The organism is Xanthomonas sp. CPBF 426 (assembly GCF_903989465.1).
Lineage (GTDB): Bacteria > Pseudomonadota > Gammaproteobacteria > Xanthomonadales > Xanthomonadaceae > Xanthomonas > Xanthomonas euroxanthea.
The window spans coordinates 1,122,338-1,137,318 of record NZ_LR861805.1 but is presented as its reverse complement, the minus strand read 5'-3'; the positions used below and the strand labels follow the sequence as shown (position 1 = coordinate 1,137,318).

The 14,981-nt window shown below is 61.9% G+C and carries 18 protein-coding genes; all 18 read right to left on the bottom strand.

Annotated elements, in window-relative coordinates:
- Nucleotides 1-7 precede the first annotated feature (7 nt).
- The 18 genes from rplX to rpoC all read right to left on the bottom strand — a co-directional run bounded on the left by rplX (nucleotide 8) and on the right by rpoC (nucleotide 14,960).
- Entirely contained in the window at nucleotides 8-325 is a 318-nt protein-coding gene (gene rplX / locus H7A87_RS04810; protein WP_003486696.1) for a 50S ribosomal protein L24, read from the bottom strand.
- Nucleotides 326-340: 15 nt separating this feature from the next.
- Nucleotides 341-709, bottom strand: coding sequence for a 50S ribosomal protein L14 (rplN, locus tag H7A87_RS04805; protein WP_003486699.1), 369 nt, complete (start codon nucleotides 707-709; stop codon nucleotides 341-343).
- Nucleotides 710-723: 14 nt separating this feature from the next.
- Nucleotides 724-993, bottom strand: a complete 270-nt coding sequence (gene rpsQ, locus H7A87_RS04800) for a 30S ribosomal protein S17 (protein ID WP_102252624.1) — start codon at nucleotides 991-993, stop codon at nucleotides 724-726.
- Between the two features lie 11 nt (nucleotides 994-1,004).
- Nucleotides 1,005-1,190 (bottom strand): 50S ribosomal protein L29, encoded by a 186-nt coding sequence (rpmC, locus tag H7A87_RS04795; RefSeq protein ID WP_006450638.1) that lies wholly within the window; start codon nucleotides 1,188-1,190, stop codon nucleotides 1,005-1,007.
- Complete coding sequence (rplP, locus tag H7A87_RS04790; protein WP_011036127.1) at nucleotides 1,190-1,603, bottom strand: 50S ribosomal protein L16; 414 nt, start codon at nucleotides 1,601-1,603, stop codon at nucleotides 1,190-1,192. The genes rpmC and rplP overlap by 1 nt, the downstream gene beginning before the upstream one ends.
- Before the next feature lie 5 nt (nucleotides 1,604-1,608).
- Nucleotides 1,609-2,343: a 30S ribosomal protein S3 gene (gene rpsC / locus H7A87_RS04785; protein WP_102252623.1), complete on the bottom strand. Its 735-nt coding sequence runs from the start codon at nucleotides 2,341-2,343 to the stop codon at nucleotides 1,609-1,611.
- Nucleotides 2,344-2,360: 17 nt separating this feature from the next.
- Nucleotides 2,361-2,696: a 50S ribosomal protein L22 gene (gene rplV, locus H7A87_RS04780; protein WP_002811686.1), complete on the bottom strand. Its 336-nt coding sequence runs from the start codon at nucleotides 2,694-2,696 to the stop codon at nucleotides 2,361-2,363.
- A gap of 13 nt (nucleotides 2,697-2,709) precedes the next feature.
- Complete coding sequence (rpsS, locus tag H7A87_RS04775) at nucleotides 2,710-2,979, bottom strand: 30S ribosomal protein S19 (protein WP_005993369.1); 270 nt, start codon at nucleotides 2,977-2,979, stop codon at nucleotides 2,710-2,712.
- Between the two features lie 6 nt (nucleotides 2,980-2,985).
- On the bottom strand, nucleotides 2,986-3,813 hold the full coding sequence (gene rplB / locus H7A87_RS04770; RefSeq protein ID WP_003486715.1) for a 50S ribosomal protein L2: 828 nt from the start codon (nucleotides 3,811-3,813) through the stop codon (nucleotides 2,986-2,988).
- 10 nt (nucleotides 3,814-3,823) lie between these two features.
- The gene (gene rplW, locus H7A87_RS04765) at nucleotides 3,824-4,123 is read right to left on the bottom strand and encodes a 50S ribosomal protein L23 (RefSeq protein WP_002811694.1); all 300 of its coding nucleotides are present in this window, start codon (nucleotides 4,121-4,123) and stop codon (nucleotides 3,824-3,826) included.
- A complete protein-coding gene (gene rplD, locus H7A87_RS04760; RefSeq protein ID WP_016900669.1) occupies nucleotides 4,120-4,725 on the bottom strand; it encodes a 50S ribosomal protein L4 in 606 nt (201 codons plus the stop codon). The genes rplW and rplD overlap by 4 nt, the downstream gene beginning before the upstream one ends.
- Nucleotides 4,726-4,737: 12 nt before the next feature.
- The gene (gene rplC / locus H7A87_RS04755) at nucleotides 4,738-5,388 is read right to left on the bottom strand and encodes a 50S ribosomal protein L3 (RefSeq protein WP_006450633.1); all 651 of its coding nucleotides are present in this window, start codon (nucleotides 5,386-5,388) and stop codon (nucleotides 4,738-4,740) included.
- Between the two features lie 11 nt (nucleotides 5,389-5,399).
- Complete coding sequence (gene rpsJ, locus H7A87_RS04750; RefSeq protein ID WP_003486723.1) at nucleotides 5,400-5,711, bottom strand: 30S ribosomal protein S10; 312 nt, start codon at nucleotides 5,709-5,711, stop codon at nucleotides 5,400-5,402.
- A 463-nt stretch (nucleotides 5,712-6,174) separates the two neighbouring features.
- On the bottom strand, nucleotides 6,175-7,365 hold the full coding sequence (gene tuf / locus H7A87_RS04745; RefSeq protein ID WP_104582262.1) for an elongation factor Tu: 1,191 nt from the start codon (nucleotides 7,363-7,365) through the stop codon (nucleotides 6,175-6,177).
- 48 nt (nucleotides 7,366-7,413) lie between these two features.
- Nucleotides 7,414-9,531, bottom strand: coding sequence for an elongation factor G (gene fusA / locus H7A87_RS04740; RefSeq protein ID WP_046345811.1), 2,118 nt, complete (start codon nucleotides 9,529-9,531; stop codon nucleotides 7,414-7,416).
- Between the two features lie 137 nt (nucleotides 9,532-9,668).
- Nucleotides 9,669-10,136, bottom strand: a complete 468-nt coding sequence (rpsG, locus tag H7A87_RS04735) for a 30S ribosomal protein S7 (RefSeq protein ID WP_005993356.1) — start codon at nucleotides 10,134-10,136, stop codon at nucleotides 9,669-9,671.
- Between the two features lie 12 nt (nucleotides 10,137-10,148).
- A complete protein-coding gene (gene rpsL, locus H7A87_RS04730; protein WP_002811712.1) occupies nucleotides 10,149-10,523 on the bottom strand; it encodes a 30S ribosomal protein S12 in 375 nt (124 codons plus the stop codon).
- Between the two features lie 222 nt (nucleotides 10,524-10,745).
- Nucleotides 10,746-14,960, bottom strand: a complete 4,215-nt coding sequence (gene rpoC / locus H7A87_RS04725; RefSeq protein ID WP_104582265.1) for a DNA-directed RNA polymerase subunit beta' — start codon at nucleotides 14,958-14,960, stop codon at nucleotides 10,746-10,748.
- Nucleotides 14,961-14,981 lie beyond the last annotated feature (21 nt).

Here is a 14,981-nt window from a genome sequence, read left to right as displayed (position 1 = left end):
GCATTCCTCAGGCGTCGAGCGCCTCACCGCTGGAGCGGAACACACGCAATTTGCGTCCATCCTCCAGCACCTTGAAGCCAACGCGCTCGCCCTTGCCCGTTGCCGGGTTGACGATATTGACGTTGGAGATATGGATCGACGCTTCACGCTCGACCACGCCGCCGGCGACACCCGCCTGCGGGTTCGGCTTGGTGTGGCGCTTGATGACGTTGGCATTGGAGACGATCACGCGATCGCCGTCCACACGCACAACTTCACCCTGCTTACCCTTGTCCTTGCCGGTGTTGATGACGACCTGGTCGCCCTTCTTGATACGGTTAGCCATGTATATGTCCTCCGCTCACAGCACTTCGGGAGCGAGCGAGACGATCTTCATGAACTTCTCGGAACGCAGCTCGCGCGTCACCGGCCCGAAGATGCGGGTCCCGATCGGCTCCTGCTTATTGTTCAACAGCACAGCGGCGTTGCCATCGAAGCGGATCAGCGAACCGTCGGGACGGCGCACACCCTTGCGGGTACGCACCACGACGGCGTCGTAGACTTCGCCCTTCTTGACCTTGCCACGCGGAATGGCGTCCTTGACGGTCACCTTGATGATGTCGCCAATGTGTGCGTAGCGGCGCTTGGAGCCACCCAGCACCTTGATGCACATCACTTCCTTGGCACCCGAATTGTCGGCGACATCGAGGTAGCTCTGCATCTGGATCATGATTCAGATCTCCCTTACTCGGCCGAACGGGTGACGATTTCGACCACCCGCCAGTTCTTGGTCTTGGACATTGGAGCAATCTCGGTCACACGCACGACGTCGCCTTCGTTGCAGGCATTGTCGGCGTCGTGTGCGTGGAGCTTGGACGAGCGCTTGATGTACTTACCGTACAACGGGTGCTTGACCTGGCGCTCCACCAACACGGTGACCGTCTTGTCCATCTTGTTGCTGACGACACGGCCTTCGACCGTGCGCAGCGTTTGCTTTTCGTTGTTGTCGCTCATCGCGGCCGTCCTTACTTGGTGCTGCCGAGCAGGTACTTGACGCGAGCAATCTCGCGGCGCACCCGGCGGGTATCGTGGGTCTTCGGCAGCTGGCCGGTGACCTGCTGCATACGGAGCGAGAACTGCTCCTTACGCAGATCGGTCAGGTGGGCCTTCAGTTCGTCAGCCGACTTCTCGCGGAGTTGTTTGATATCCATCAGCGCACCGTCCGGGTCACGAAAGTGGTGGTCACCGACAATTTCGCGGCGGCAAGGCGGAACGCCTCACGTGCGATATCTTCGGGAATCCCCTCGATTTCATAGATCATGCGGCCCGGCTGAATCTGCGCGACCCAGTACTCCACGTTGCCCTTACCGGAGCCCATGCGGACTTCGATCGGCTTCTTGGTGATCGGCTTGTCGGGGAACACACGGATCCACATCTTGCCGCCCTTCTTGACGTGGCGGCTGATCGTACGACGTGCTGCTTCAATCTGACGCGCGGTCAGCTGACCGTGCGCGGTTGCCTTGAGGCCGTACTCGCCGAAGCTGACGGCGTTTCCGCTCCATGCCAGGCCGTCGTTACGGCCCTTGTGCATCTTGCGGTATTTGGTTCGCTTGGGTTGCAACATTGCCGTTACCTCGCTTCACGAGCCGGGCGCGAAGGACGGTCACCACGGTCGCCGCGATCGTTACGATCGTTGCGCGGGCTGTCGTCCTGCTTCTCCTGGCCAACCTGGGAGAAGTCGAAGACCTCACCCTTATAGATCCAGACCTTGATGCCGATGATGCCGTACGTCGTGGACGCCTCGGCAAAACCGTAATCAATGTCGGCACGTAGCGTGTGCAGCGGCACGCGGCCTTCGCGGTACCACTCCGAACGGGCGATTTCTGCACCGTTGAGGCGGCCAGCCACGTTGACCTTGATGCCCAGGGCACCCAGGCGCATCGCGTTGCCGACCGAGCGCTTCATTGCACGGCGGAACATGATGCGACGCTCAAGCTGCTGCGCGATCGACTCGGCGACCAGCTGCGCATCTAGCTCCGGCTTGCGCACTTCGGTGACGTTGATGTGGGCAGGAACACCCATCATCGCGCTCACTTCCTTGCGCAGCTTTTCGATGTCCTCGCCACGCTTGCCGATCACCACGCCCGGGCGGGCGGTGTGAATGGTCACGCGGGCGGTTTTGGCAGGGCGCTCGATCAAGATCTTGCTGATACCTGCCTGCGCGAGCTTCTTGCGCAGCATTTCACGCACTTTCAGGTCGGCTGCCAGATAGGCGGCGAAGTCGGCCTTGTTTGCGTACCACTTGGAATTCCAGTCCTTGGCGATGCCAAGGCGAATTCCAGTCGGATGAACTTTATGACCCATGGTCTTTTCCTTTCCGCTTACTTGGCGGCGCCGACAATCACAGTGATGTGACTGGTGCGCTTGAGGATGCGGGTACCGCGGCCTTTCGCCCGCGCCATGAAACGCTTCAGGGACGGACCTTCATCAACCATGATGGTCTTGACCTTCAGCTCGTCGACATCCGCGCCCTGATTGTTCTCGGCATTGGCAATCGCCGACTCCACAACCTTCTTGATCAGGTGCGCAGCCTTTTTATCCGAGAACTTCAGCAGATTGACCGCACGTTCGGCGGACAAACCACGCACCTGGTCAGCGACCAGGCGGGCCTTCTGCGGGGAGATGCGCGCGGTGCGCAGGATTGCTTTCGCTTCCATCGTCATCTCTCCCTTACCTGCTCGACTTCTTGTCGCCACCGTGACCCTTGAAGGTCCGGGTGACGGCAAATTCGCCGAGCTTGTGGCCGACCATATTCTCGTTGACGAGCACCGGAATGTGGTTCTTGCCGTTATGCACGGCGATGGTGATGCCTACCATTTCCGGCAGGATCATCGAACGGCGCGACCAGGTCTTGATCGGCTTCTTGCTACCCGCAGCGGACTCCACCTTCTTTGCAAGGTGGTGATCGACGAACGGGCCCTTCTTGAGTGAACGTGCCATGGTCGATTAGCCCCTACGATCGCGGACGATGAATTGCTGGGTGCGCTTGTTCTTGCGCGTCTTGTAACCCTTGGTCGGAACACCCCACGGGGTGACCGGATGCGGATTACCCTGGCCAGCCTTGGCCTCACCACCACCGTGCGGGTGATCGACCGGGTTCATGGCCGCACCGCGAACGGTCGGGCGAACACCGCGCCAGCGCTTGGCGCCAGCCTTGCCCAGCTTCTCGAGGTTGTGCTCGTCGTTGCCGACTTCGCCGATGGTGGCGCGGCACTCGACCGGCACCTTGCGCATTTCGCCCGAGCGCAGACGCAGCGTGGCATAGATGCCTTCGCGAGCGACCAGCTGGACGGCTGCACCGGCAGCACGTGCGATCTGAGCGCCCTTACCCGGCTTCAGCTCGATACCGTGGACCGTCGTACCGACCGGGATGTTGCGCAGCGGCAGCGTGTTGCCGGTCTTGATCGGTGCGTTGGCACCGGCAATGACCTGATCGCCAGCCTTCAAGCCCTTGGGGGCGATGATGTAGCGACGCTCGCCGTCGACATAGCACAGCAGGGCGATATGAGCGGTACGGTTCGGATCGTATTCGATCCGCTCCACACGCGCCGGAATACCTTCCTTGTTGCGCTTGAAGTCGATGATGCGGTAGTGCTGCTTATGACCACCACCGACGTGACGCACGGTGATGCGGCCATGGTGGTTACGACCACCGGACTTGCTCTGCGAATCGAGCAGCGCCGCGTGCGGTGCGCCCTTGTGCAGATCGGGAGTAACCACGCGCACGGCGGAACGACGGCCGGGAGAGGTGGGTTTGAACTTCATCAATGGCATGGGATGGACCTCAGGCCTTGGCCGTTACGTCGATGGACTGACCATCAACCAGGCGGACGTACGCCTTGCGCCAATTGCCACGGCTGCCAGCACGGTTACGGAAGGACTTGCTCTTGCCCTTGACGTTGACCACGTTGACCGCTTTGACCTTGACGTCGAACAGCTGCTCAACCGCGGCCTTTACATCGGCCTTGGTGGCTTCGTTCGAAACTTCGAAGACATACTGGTTGGAGATTTCCTGCAGGCGCGCGGTCTTTTCGGAGACTCGCGGAGCACGCAGCACGCTGAAGATTTTTTCGTTGCTGCTCATGCCAGCCACTCCTCGACCTTCTTGACCGCATCGGCGGTGATCACGACCGTATCGGCCCCGACCAGAGCGACCGGATCCAGACCCTGCACATCACGCACCTGCACATACGGCAGATTGCGGGCGGACAGATACAGGTGCTCGGAGGCTTCCTCGGTGACGATCAGCGGGCGCTTGCCCACATCCAGTCCCTTCAGCTTCTCGATCAGACCCTGGGTCTTGGTGGTTTCGACGTCGAACGCATCGACGATCATCAGGCGACCCTGGCGATTAAGCTCAGAGAAGATCGCGCAGATGGCCGCACGGTACATCTTGCGGTTGACTTTCTGTTCGAAGCTGCGCGGCTTGGCCGCGAAGGTCACGCCGCCGCCGACGAAGATCGGAGCCGTCAGCGCGCCATGACGCGCACCGCCGCCCTTCTGCTTCTTCGACTTCTTGGTCGTGCCCGCAACTTCCGAACGCGTCTTCTGTGCCTTGGTACCAGCGCGACCGGCATTGCGATAAGCGACGACGACCTGGTGAACCAGATCTTCGCTGAATTCGCGACCGAACACGGCATCGGAGACCGAGACCTTGTTGTTGCTACCCGTGATAACGAGTTCCATCGTCATCTCTCCTTATGCCTTGCTCGCCGGACGGACGATCACGTCGCCACCAGCTGCGCCAGGCACGGCGCCGCGGATAGCAATCAGACCACGCTCGACGTCGACCTTGACCACTTCCAGGTTCTGCGTGCTTTGCTGCACGGCGCCCATGTGGCCCGACATCTTCTTGCCCGGGAAAACGCGACCCGGGGTCTGGCGCTGACCCAACGAACCCGGCGCGCGATGCGACAGCGAGTTACCGTGAGTTGCATCGCCCATACGGAAGTTGTAGCGCTTGATGGTGCCCTGGAAACCCTTACCCTTGGTGACGCCCTGGACGTCGACCTTCTGGCCGACCTCGAAGATGTCCGCCTTGATTTCGCCGCCAACGGCGAAATCGCCGAGCTGGGCATCTTCAACGCGGAATTCCCACAGGCCGCGACCCGCTTCCACCTTCGCCTTGGCGAAGTGGCCAGCAGCCGGCTTGTTGACCAGCGCGGCACGACGGGCACCAACGGTAATCTGCACGGCGCTGTAGCCGTCAGCTTCGACGGTCTTGATCTGCGCGATGCGGTTTGGAGTTGCTTCGATCAGCGTGACCGGTACCGAGCGACCGTCTTCGGTGAAGACGCGGCTCATACCAGCCTTGCGGCCTACGAAGCCCAACGAATATTTCTTCGTCATGGTCGTAGTCCTCAGGTCAACTTGATCTGAACGTCGACGCCAGCCGCGAGTTCGAGCTTCATCAGCGCGTCCACGGTCTTGTCGTTCGGGTCGACGATATCGAGCACACGCTTGTGCGTGCGGGTTTCGTACTGGTCACGCGCATCCTTGTCGGCATGCGGGGATACGAGGATGGTGTAACGTTCGATCTTGGTCGGCAACGGGATCGGGCCACGCACTTGCGCGCCGGTCCGCTTAGCCGTTTCGACGATCTCGCTGGCCGAACGGTCGATCAAACGATGATCGAACGCCTTCAACCGAATCCGGATCTTTTGTTCCGACATGACGGAAGCTTCCTTCGTTAAAAGAGCGACGGGCAAGGCCTCTGGGATACCTGCCCCGATATTCCTGACGTAGATGAAATCGCCATGCATCCTGCTGACGAGGGCATTTCCTCCGCCCAAAAACTGAGGCAGACCGGTAAACCGGCCTGCCCAGACGGAAAAGTATAATGCGCAACAAGAGCACGGTCAACAACAGGTGAGTTGTTGAGTGCTCCATGCAACGCGACCCTCCCGGTCTGGCGAACACGAGCGGCATCCTGCCGTTCTTTTCGCTGTAACTCAGCGCCCTACCCAGGGACACCGAGCCGCGCATTATAGCGCGGCACTTTTACATGCGCAAGCGCCCTACCCGATAAAGACGCCGGCCGTGCACGCACCTCCGACTCGGCCCACGAAAAAGGGCCGGCTTGCGCCGACCCTTGTTCGTGCGGATCCAGCGACCGAAGCCGCCGGATTGCAGGACTTACTTGACGATCTTGGCAACCACGCCGGCGCCGACGGTACGACCGCCTTCACGGATGGCGAAGCGCAGGCCTTCGTCCATCGCGACCGGGTTGATCAGGGTCACGACCATCTTCACGTTGTCGCCCGGCATCACCATCTCCACGCCTTCCGGCAGCTGGCAGGCGCCAGTGATGTCGGTGGTGCGGAAGTAGAACTGCGGACGGTAGCCCTTGAAGAACGGGGTATGACGGCCACCCTCGTCCTTCGACAGCACGTAGACTTCGGCTTCGAACTCGGTATGCGGCTTGATCGAACCCGGCTTGCACAGCACCTGGCCGCGCTCGACGTCGTCACGCTTGGTGCCGCGCAGCAGCAGACCGGCGTTGTCGCCTGCCTGACCCTGGTCCAGCAGCTTGCGGAACATTTCCACGCCGGTGACGGTGGTCTTCTGGGTATCACGGATACCGACGATTTCGATTTCGTCGCCAACCTTGATGATGCCGCGCTCGATACGACCGGTCACCACGGTGCCGCGGCCGGAGATCGAGAACACGTCTTCGACCGGCATCAGGAACGGGCGGTCGACGTCGCGGGTCGGCTCCGGAATGAACGAATCCAGCGCCTCGACCAGCTTGAGGATCGCCGGCACGCCGATGTCGCTCTGGTCGCCGTCCAGCGCCAGACGCGCCGAACCGTGGATGATCGGCGTGTCATCGCCCGGGAAGTCGTACTTGCTGAGCAGCTCGCGCACTTCCATCTCGACCAGCTCGAGCAGCTCGGCGTCGTCGACCATGTCAGCCTTGTTCAGGAACACGACGATGTGCGGCACACCGACCTGACGCGAGAGCAGGATGTGCTCGCGGGTCTGCGGCATCGGGCCGTCGGCGGCCGAACACACCAGGATCGCGCCGTCCATCTGCGCCGCACCGGTGATCATGTTCTTGACGTAGTCGGCGTGGCCGGGGCAATCGACATGCGCGTAGTGACGGGTCGGGGATTCGTATTCGACGTGTGCGGTCGAAATCGTGATGCCGCGCGCCTTCTCTTCCGGCGCCGCATCGATCGCGTCATACGCCTTGAACTCGCCACCGAAACGCTCAGCACCGATCTTGGTCAGCGCGGCTGTCAACGTGGTCTTGCCATGGTCGACGTGACCGATGGTGCCGACGTTCACGTGCGGCTTGGTGCGCTCAAATTTAGCTTTTGCCATGACTAACTACCTCTAATTGAAAAATTTGTGAGAAGCGGCTGAGCGAACTCAGCCCTTCTTGGTGACGGCGTCGGCGATGTTGGCCGGTGCCTCTTCGTAGTGGTCGAATTCCATCGAGAACGTCGCACGGCCCTGGCTCATCGAGCGCAGCGAGGTCGCATAACCGAACATCTCGCCCAGCGGAATCATCGCGTTGATGATCTTGCCCGACGGGCTGTCGTCCTGACCCTGCAGCACGCCACGACGGCGGCTCACGTCGCCCATCACGTCACCCAGGTAATCCTCCGGGCTGACGATTTCGACCTTCATGATCGGCTCCAGCAACACCGGGCTGGCTTTCGCAAAGCCCTGCTTGAACGCCATCGACGCGGCCAGCTTGAACGCCATTTCCGAGGAGTCGACGTCGTGGTACGAGCCGAACACCAGCTTGACCTTCACACCCACCACCGGGAAGCCGGCGATCGGACCACTGGTGATCGTCTCGCGCAGACCCTTTTCGACCGAGGGGATGAATTCCTTCGGGATGATGCCGCCGGTGATGTCGTTGATGAAGAGGAAATCGTCCTTGACGTTGTCACTCTTGCGATCTTCCTCGGTCATCGGCGACAGCTCGATCACAACGTGACCGTACTGACCCTTACCACCGGACTGCTTGGCGTGCTTGTAGTCGGACTTGACGTCGGACTTGCGGATCGTTTCGCGGTAGGCCACCTGCGGCTTGCCGACGTTGGCCTCGACATTGAACTCGCGACGCATACGGTCGACGATGATGTCCAGGTGCAACTCGCCCATGCCCGAGATGATGGTCTGGCCGGATTCTTCGTCGGTCTTGACGCGGAACGAGGGATCTTCCTGCGCCAGACGGCCCAGGGCCATGCCCATCTTTTCCTGGTCCGACTTGGTCTTGGGTTCCACCGCCATCGAGATCACCGGCTCCGGGAACACCATGCGCTCCAGGGTGATGACCTTGTCCTGCGCACACAGCGTGTCGCCGGTGGTGACGTCCTTCAAACCCACGGCAGCGGCGATGTCACCAGCGCGCACTTCCTTGATCTCTTCGCGATTGTTGGAGTGCATCTGCAGGATGCGGCCCACGCGCTCTTTCTTCGACTTGACCGGGTTGTAGACCTGGTCGCCGGAGTTCAACGTGCCCGAGTAGACACGGAAGAACGTCAGCGAGCCCACGAACGGGTCGGTCATGATCTTGAACGCCAACGCCGAGAACGGCGCGGTATCGGTGGCAGGACGGGTGTCTTCCTTCTCGTCCTCGTCGATACCCTGGACCGGCGGACGGTCGGCCGGCGACGGCAGCAGGTGCACGACGCCGTCGAGCATGGCCTGCACGCCCTTGTTCTTGAACGCCGAGCCGCAGAACACCGGCACGATTTCGACCTTCAGGGTGCGCTCGCGCAGACCCACCAGGATCTCCTCTTCGCTCAGGTCGCCCTCGTTGAGGTACTTGTCCATCAGGTCTTCGCTGGCTTCGGCAGCCGCCTCGACCATGAACGAACGCGCCTCGGTCGCGATCTCGACCAGGTCAGCCGGGATGTCGCGGTATTCGAAGGTGGTGCCCTGCGATGCGGTATCCCAATGGATCGCCTTCATCTTGAGCAGGTCGACCACGCCCTCGAAGCCGTCTTCGGCGCCGATCGGCACCTGCATCGGCACGGCGTAGGCACCCAGACGGGCCTTCAGCTGCTCGACGACCTTGTCGAAGTTGGCACCGGTACGGTCCATCTTGTTGACGAAGGCCATGCGCGGCACGGAATACTTGTTGGCCTGGCGCCACACGGTCTCGGACTGCGGCTGCACGCCACCAACGGCGCACAGCACGAACACCGCACCGTCGAGCACGCGCAAGGAGCGCTCCACTTCGATGGTGAAGTCAACGTGCCCGGGGGTATCGATGATGTTGAAGCGGTGCTGCGGCATGGACTTGTCCATGCCCGACCAGAATGCAGTGGTCGCAGCGGAGGTGATGGTGATACCACGCTCCTGCTCCTGCTCCATCCAGTCCATCACTGCAGCGCCGTCATGGACTTCGCCGATCTTGTGACTGACACCGGTGTAGAACAGGATGCGCTCGGAGGTGGTGGTCTTGCCGGCATCAATGTGGGCCATGATGCCGAAGTTGCGGTAACGCTCGATAGGGGTGGTGCGGGCCACGGGGAGCCTCTCAATTTCTTGGATTTCGGATGGCCGAACGCCGCCTTTCGGCGGCCTTCGGATTGGATGCGACGCCAAAGGCGTCGCAAACAGCACTCAGATGGTGCTGAAGGGCCCCGTTACCAAGGCCCACGAGGTCACCAGCGGTAATGTGCGAACGCCTTGTTCGCCTCCGCCATACGGTGCGTCTCTTCGCGCTTCTTGATCGCGCCGCCACGGCTTTCCGAGGCGTCCAACAGTTCTGCAGCCAGCTTGCGCGGCATGGTGTTCTCGCCACGCTTGCGCGCGGAATCGATCAACCAGCGCATTGCCAGCGCCATGCGACGGGAGGAGCGCACTTCGACGGGCACCTGATAGGTAGCACCACCGACGCGACGCGATTTAACTTCGACAGCCGGGGCCACGTTGTCCAGTGCTTTCTGCACCAGCTCGACGGCATTCGGATTCTTTTCGCCAATGACGTCCATCGCGCCATAGACAATTTTCTCAGCAACCGACTTCTTGCCACTTTGCATCACCATATTGATGAAGCGGGCAATGGTTTCGCTGCCATGCTTTGGATCAGGCAGGACGGTGCGCTGCGGAGTAGAACCTTTACGGGACATTGGAGTGTTTCCTTAGCTCTTCGGGCGCTTGGCGCCGTACTTGGAACGACCTTGACGGCGCTTTGCGACGCCGGCGGCGTCCAGCGAACCACGGACGGTGTGATAACGCACACCGGGAAGATCCTTGACGCGGCCACCGCGAATCAGGACCACGGAGTGCTCCTGCAGGTTGTGGCCTTCACCACCGATGTAGCTGATGACCTCTTCCTGGTTCGTCAGGCGCACCTTGGCAACCTTACGCAGGGCCGAGTTCGGCTTCTTCGGGGTAGTGGTATAGACGCGTGTGCAGACGCCACGGCGCTGCGGACACTTGTCCAGTGCCGGAGAGGCACTCTTGTAGGTGGTCGCTTGCCGAGGCTTGCGGACCAGCTGATTGATCGTCGTCATCAGTTGATTCTTCTGATTGAGAGGCCGAGACGGCCTTGCACGAAAACAAAGGCAGGCCGAAAAACGGCCCGCCGAGACAGGGAAGTATAGCTGGCAGGACGAAACTCCGTCAACTTCACGGAAATCTAACCCTGCTGGCCCATCCAAAGGCCGGAAAACGGAGGGCCTCCTGCCCTCCTTTTCGCTTGGCTTACGGCGATCTTGCGACCGCCGTCGGAGCGCTTACTCCTCGTCCGCGCCAGCGTCGGCCACGGCTGCGACCGGTTCGGCAACCGTCGGCTTGCCCGACAGCGTTTCCATTTCCGAGTCGGTCAGACCCGACGACTTGCGACGTCCGGCGTGATACGCCAGGCCGGTACCGGCCGGGATCAGACGACCCACGATCACGTTTTCCTTCAGACCGCGCAGGTTGTCGCGGGTGCCGCGCACGGCAGCCTCGGTCAACACGCGGGTGGTCTCCTGGAACGAAGCCGCCGAGATGAACGACTCGGTGGCCAACGAGGCCTTGGTGATACCCAGCAGCACCGGATCGTACTTGGCCGGCAGCTCGTTGCGCTTGACCAGGCGGGCATTTTCCTCGATGACGCGCTGGCGCTCGACCTGCTCGCCGTTGAGGAACTTGCTGGTGCCCTGGTCGGTGATCTCGACCTTGCGCAGCATCTGGCGGGTGATCACCTCGATGTGCTTGTCGTTGATCTTCACGCCCTGCAGGCGATACACGTCCTGGATTTCCTTGACCAGATACGCGGCCAGCGGCTCGACACCCAGCAGACGCAGGATGTCCTGCGGGCTCGGCTCGCCGTCCACCACGGTCTCGCCCTTGGTCACATGCTCGCCTTCGAACACGATGATCTGGCGGTACTTGGGGATCAGCTCTTCGTGTTCCGATCCATCGGTGTCCTTGATGATCAGGCGCTGCTTGCCCTTGGTGTCCTTACCGAAGCTGATGATGCCCGAGCGCTCGGCCAGGATCGCCGGATCCTTCGGCTTGCGCGCTTCGAACAGGTCGGCAACGCGCGGCAGACCACCGGTGATGTCGCGGGTCTTGGACGCTTCCTGCGGGATCTTGGCGACCACGTCGCCCACGCCGACGGCGGCGCCGTCCTGCAGGTTGACGATGGAGCGCGGCGGCAACAGGTACTGCGCCGGCAGATCCGTATTCGGGATCGTCAGGTCGTTGCCCTTGCCGTCGACGATGCGCACGATCGGGCGCAGCTCCTTGGCATGTGCACCGCGACGCTTCGGGTCGGTGATTTCGCGCGAGGCCAGACCGGTCAGTTCGTCGGTCTTCTCGATGACGGTGACGCCGTCGACGAAGTCGATGAAGCGGATGAAACCGGCCACTTCCGACACGATCGGGTGGTTATGCGGATCCCAGTTCGCCACGCCCTGCCCGGCCTTGACCGCATCACCATCCTTGGCGGTGATGGTGGCGCCGTACGGCAGCTTGTAACGCTCGCGCTCGCGGCCATGGCCGTCGAGTACGGACAGTTCGCCCGAACGCGAGACAGCGACCAGCGCGCCGCTGGCGTGCGCCACAGACTTCAGGTTGTTGAACTTCACCGAACCGGTGGTCTTGACGGTGATGTTGTCCACCGCCGCCGCACGCGATGCCGCACCACCGATGTGGAACGTACGCATGGTCAGCTGGGTACCCGGCTCACCGATCGACTGCGCCGCAATGACGCCGACCGCCTCACCGATGTTGACCTGGTGACCGCGGGCGAGATCGCGACCGTAGCAGCGTGCGCACACGCCGAACGAGGATTCGCAGCTGATGGTCGAACGCACCTTCACCGACTGCACGCTGGCGTCTTCCAGCTTGGCAACCCAGGCTTCGTCCAGCAGCGTGTTGCGGGTGACGATCGGCTCTTCGTCGTTGCCCGGCAGGTACACGTCCTCGGCCACCACACGGCCCAGCACGCGCTCGCGCAACGGTTCCACCACGTCGCCGCCTTCCACGATCGGGGTCATGATCAACCCTTCGGTGGTGCCGCAATCGACCTCGGTGATCACCACGTCCTGCGCCACGTCGACCAGACGACGGGTCAGATACCCCGAGTTCGCGGTCTTGAGCGCGGTATCGGCCAGACCCTTACGGGCACCGTGGGTGGAGTTGAAGTACTCCTGCACGTTCAGGCCTTCGCGGAAGTTCGCCTTGATCGGCGTCTCGATGATCGAGCCATCCGGACGCGCCATCAGGCCGCGCATGCCGGCCAGCTGACGGATCTGCGCCTGGCTACCACGCGCACCGGAGTCGGCCATGATGTACAGCGAGTTCATCGACTTCTGGTCGATGGTTTCGCCCTTGGCATTTTCGACCTTCTCGGTACCGATGGTGTCCATCATCGCCTTGGCGATGCGCTCGCTGGTGCGCGACCAGATGTCCACGACCTTGTTGTAGCGCTCGCCGGCGGTGACCAGACCGGACTGGTACTGTTCCTGGATCTCCAGCACTTCGGCTTCGGCCTCGGTGAGGATGCCCTTCTTCTCGTCCGGGATCAGCATGTCGTCGATGCCGATCGACACGCCTGCGCGGGTTGCGTAGGCATAGCCGGTGTACATCAGCTTGTCGGCGAACACGACGGTGTCCTTCAAGCCCAGCAGACGGTAGCTGGAGTTGATCAGGCGCGAGATGTTCTTCTTGGTCATCTCGGTGTTGGCCAGCTGGAACGGCAGGCCTTCGGGCAGGATTTCGCTCAGCAGCGCACGACCGACCGTGGTGTCTACGATCGAGGTGCCGCTGCTGCGCTTGCCGTCGGCTTCCACGTCCACCTGGGTGATGCGGACCTTGACCTTGGCGTGCAGTTCCACCACGCGGTTGTCGTAGGCGCGCTTCACTTCGCTGGTGTTGGCGAACACCATGCCTTCGCCCTTCTTGTTCTCCAGGGCGCGGCTCATGTAGTACAGGCCCAACACCACGTCCTGCGACGGCACGATGATCGGCTCGCCGTTGGCCGGCGACAGGATGTTGTTGGTGGACATCATCAGCGCACGCGCTTCCAGCTGGGCTTCCAGCGAGAGCGGCACGTGGACGGCCATCTGGTCACCGTCGAAGTCGGCGTTGAACGCAGTACACACCAGCGGATGCAGCTGGATGGCCTTGCCTTCGATCAACACCGGCTCGAACGCCTGGATGCCCAGGCGGTGCAGGGTCGGCGCACGGTTCAGCAGCACCGGATGCTCGCGGATCACTTCTTCCAGGATGTCCCAGACTTCGGCTTCTTCGCGCTCGACCAGCTTCTTGGCGGCCTTGATGGTGGTGGCCAGGCCGCGACGCTGCAGCTTGGCGAACACGAACGGCTTGAACAGCTCCAGCGCCATCTTCTTCGGCAGGCCGCACTGGTGCAGCTTGAGGTACGGACCGACGGTGATGACCGAACGACCGGAGTAGTCCACGCGCTTGCCGAGCAGGTTCTGACGGAACCGGCCCTGCTTGCCCTTGATCATGTCGGCCAGCGACTTCAGCGGACGCTTGTTGGTGCCGGTGATGGCACGGCCGCGACGGCCGTTGTCCAGCAGCGCATCGACCGATTCCTGCAGCATGCGCTTCTCGTTGCGCACGATGATGTCCGGCGCATTGAGCTCGAGCAGACGACGCAGACGGTTGTTGCGGTTGATCACGCGGCGGTACAGATCGTTCAGATCCGAGGTCGCGAAGCGGCCGCCATCCAGCGGCACCAGCGGGCGCAGGTCCGGCGGCAGCACCGGCAGCACGGTCATGACCATCCACTCCGGACGGTTGCCCGATTCCAGGAAGGCTTCGATCAGCTTGATGCGCTTGGTGAGGCGCTTGAGCTTGGTTTCCGAACCGGTGCTGGCGATTTCCTCGCGCAGGCGGGTCATTTCCGACTGCAGGTCGATCGTGCGCAGCAGCTCATACACCGCTTCGGCGCCCATGGCGGCGTCGAAGTCGTCGTTGTACTCCTGGCGTGCGGTCAGGTACTGCTCTTCGGTCAGCAGCTGGCGGCGCTCGAGCGGGGTCAGGCCCGGCTCGGTGACCACGTAGGCTTCGAAGTACAGCACGCGCTCGATGTCACGCAGGGTCATGTCCAGCATCAGGCCGATGCGCGAGGGCAGCGACTTGAGGAACCAGATGTGCGCGACCGGCGAGGCCAGGTCGATGTGACCCATGCGCTCGCGACGCACCTTGGCCAGGGTGACTTCGGTGCCGCACTTTTCGCAGACCACGCCGCGGTGCTTCATGCGCTTGTACTTGCCGCACAGGCACTCATAGTCCTTGATCGGTCCGAAGATGGCGGCGCAGAACAGGCCGTCACGCTCGGGCTTGAAGGTCCGGTAGTTGATGGTTTCGGGCTTCTTCACTTCGCCGTAGGACCACGAACGGATCAGGTCCGGCGACGCCAGCGCGATCTTGATCGCGTCGAAATCCAGCGTCTGGCGCTGTTGATTGAAGAGGTTGAGCAGGTCTTTCATTTGATATCTCCGGGTCGGAGG

Coding starts and splice junctions, on each gene's coding strand:
- rpsJ (WP_003486723.1), bottom strand. CDS start 5,711: ATGTCGGAACAAAAGATCCGGATTCGGTTGAAGGCGTTCGATCATCGT.
- rpsC (WP_102252623.1), bottom strand. CDS start 2,343: ATGGGTCATAAAGTTCATCCGACTGGAATTCGCCTTGGCATCGCCAAG.
- rplV (WP_002811686.1), bottom strand. CDS start 2,696: ATGGAAGCGAAAGCAATCCTGCGCACCGCGCGCATCTCCCCGCAGAAG.
- rplX (WP_003486696.1), bottom strand. CDS start 325: ATGGCTAACCGTATCAAGAAGGGCGACCAGGTCGTCATCAACACCGGC.
- tuf (WP_104582262.1), bottom strand. CDS start 7,365: ATGGCAAAAGCTAAATTTGAGCGCACCAAGCCGCACGTGAACGTCGGC.
- rplP (WP_011036127.1), bottom strand. CDS start 1,603: ATGTTGCAACCCAAGCGAACCAAATACCGCAAGATGCACAAGGGCCGT.
- rpsG (WP_005993356.1), bottom strand. CDS start 10,136: ATGTCCCGTAAAGGTTCTACTCCGCAGCGCACCGTCCTGCCTGATCCA.
- rplN (WP_003486699.1), bottom strand. CDS start 709: ATGATCCAGATGCAGAGCTACCTCGATGTCGCCGACAATTCGGGTGCC.
- rplB (WP_003486715.1), bottom strand. CDS start 3,813: ATGCCATTGATGAAGTTCAAACCCACCTCTCCCGGCCGTCGTTCCGCC.
- rplD (WP_016900669.1), bottom strand. CDS start 4,725: ATGGAACTCGTTATCACGGGTAGCAACAACAAGGTCTCGGTCTCCGAT.
- rpsQ (WP_102252624.1), bottom strand. CDS start 993: ATGAGCGACAACAACGAAAAGCAAACGCTGCGCACGGTCGAAGGCCGT.
- rplW (WP_002811694.1), bottom strand. CDS start 4,123: ATGAGCAGCAACGAAAAAATCTTCAGCGTGCTGCGTGCTCCGCGAGTC.
- rpsS (WP_005993369.1), bottom strand. CDS start 2,979: ATGGCACGTTCACTCAAGAAGGGCCCGTTCGTCGATCACCACCTTGCA.
- rpsL (WP_002811712.1), bottom strand. CDS start 10,523: ATGACGACGATCAATCAGCTGGTCCGCAAGCCTCGGCAAGCGACCACC.
- rpoC (WP_104582265.1), bottom strand. CDS start 14,960: ATGAAAGACCTGCTCAACCTCTTCAATCAACAGCGCCAGACGCTGGAT.
- rpmC (WP_006450638.1), bottom strand. CDS start 1,190: ATGGATATCAAACAACTCCGCGAGAAGTCGGCTGACGAACTGAAGGCC.
- rplC (WP_006450633.1), bottom strand. CDS start 5,388: ATGACGAAGAAATATTCGTTGGGCTTCGTAGGCCGCAAGGCTGGTATG.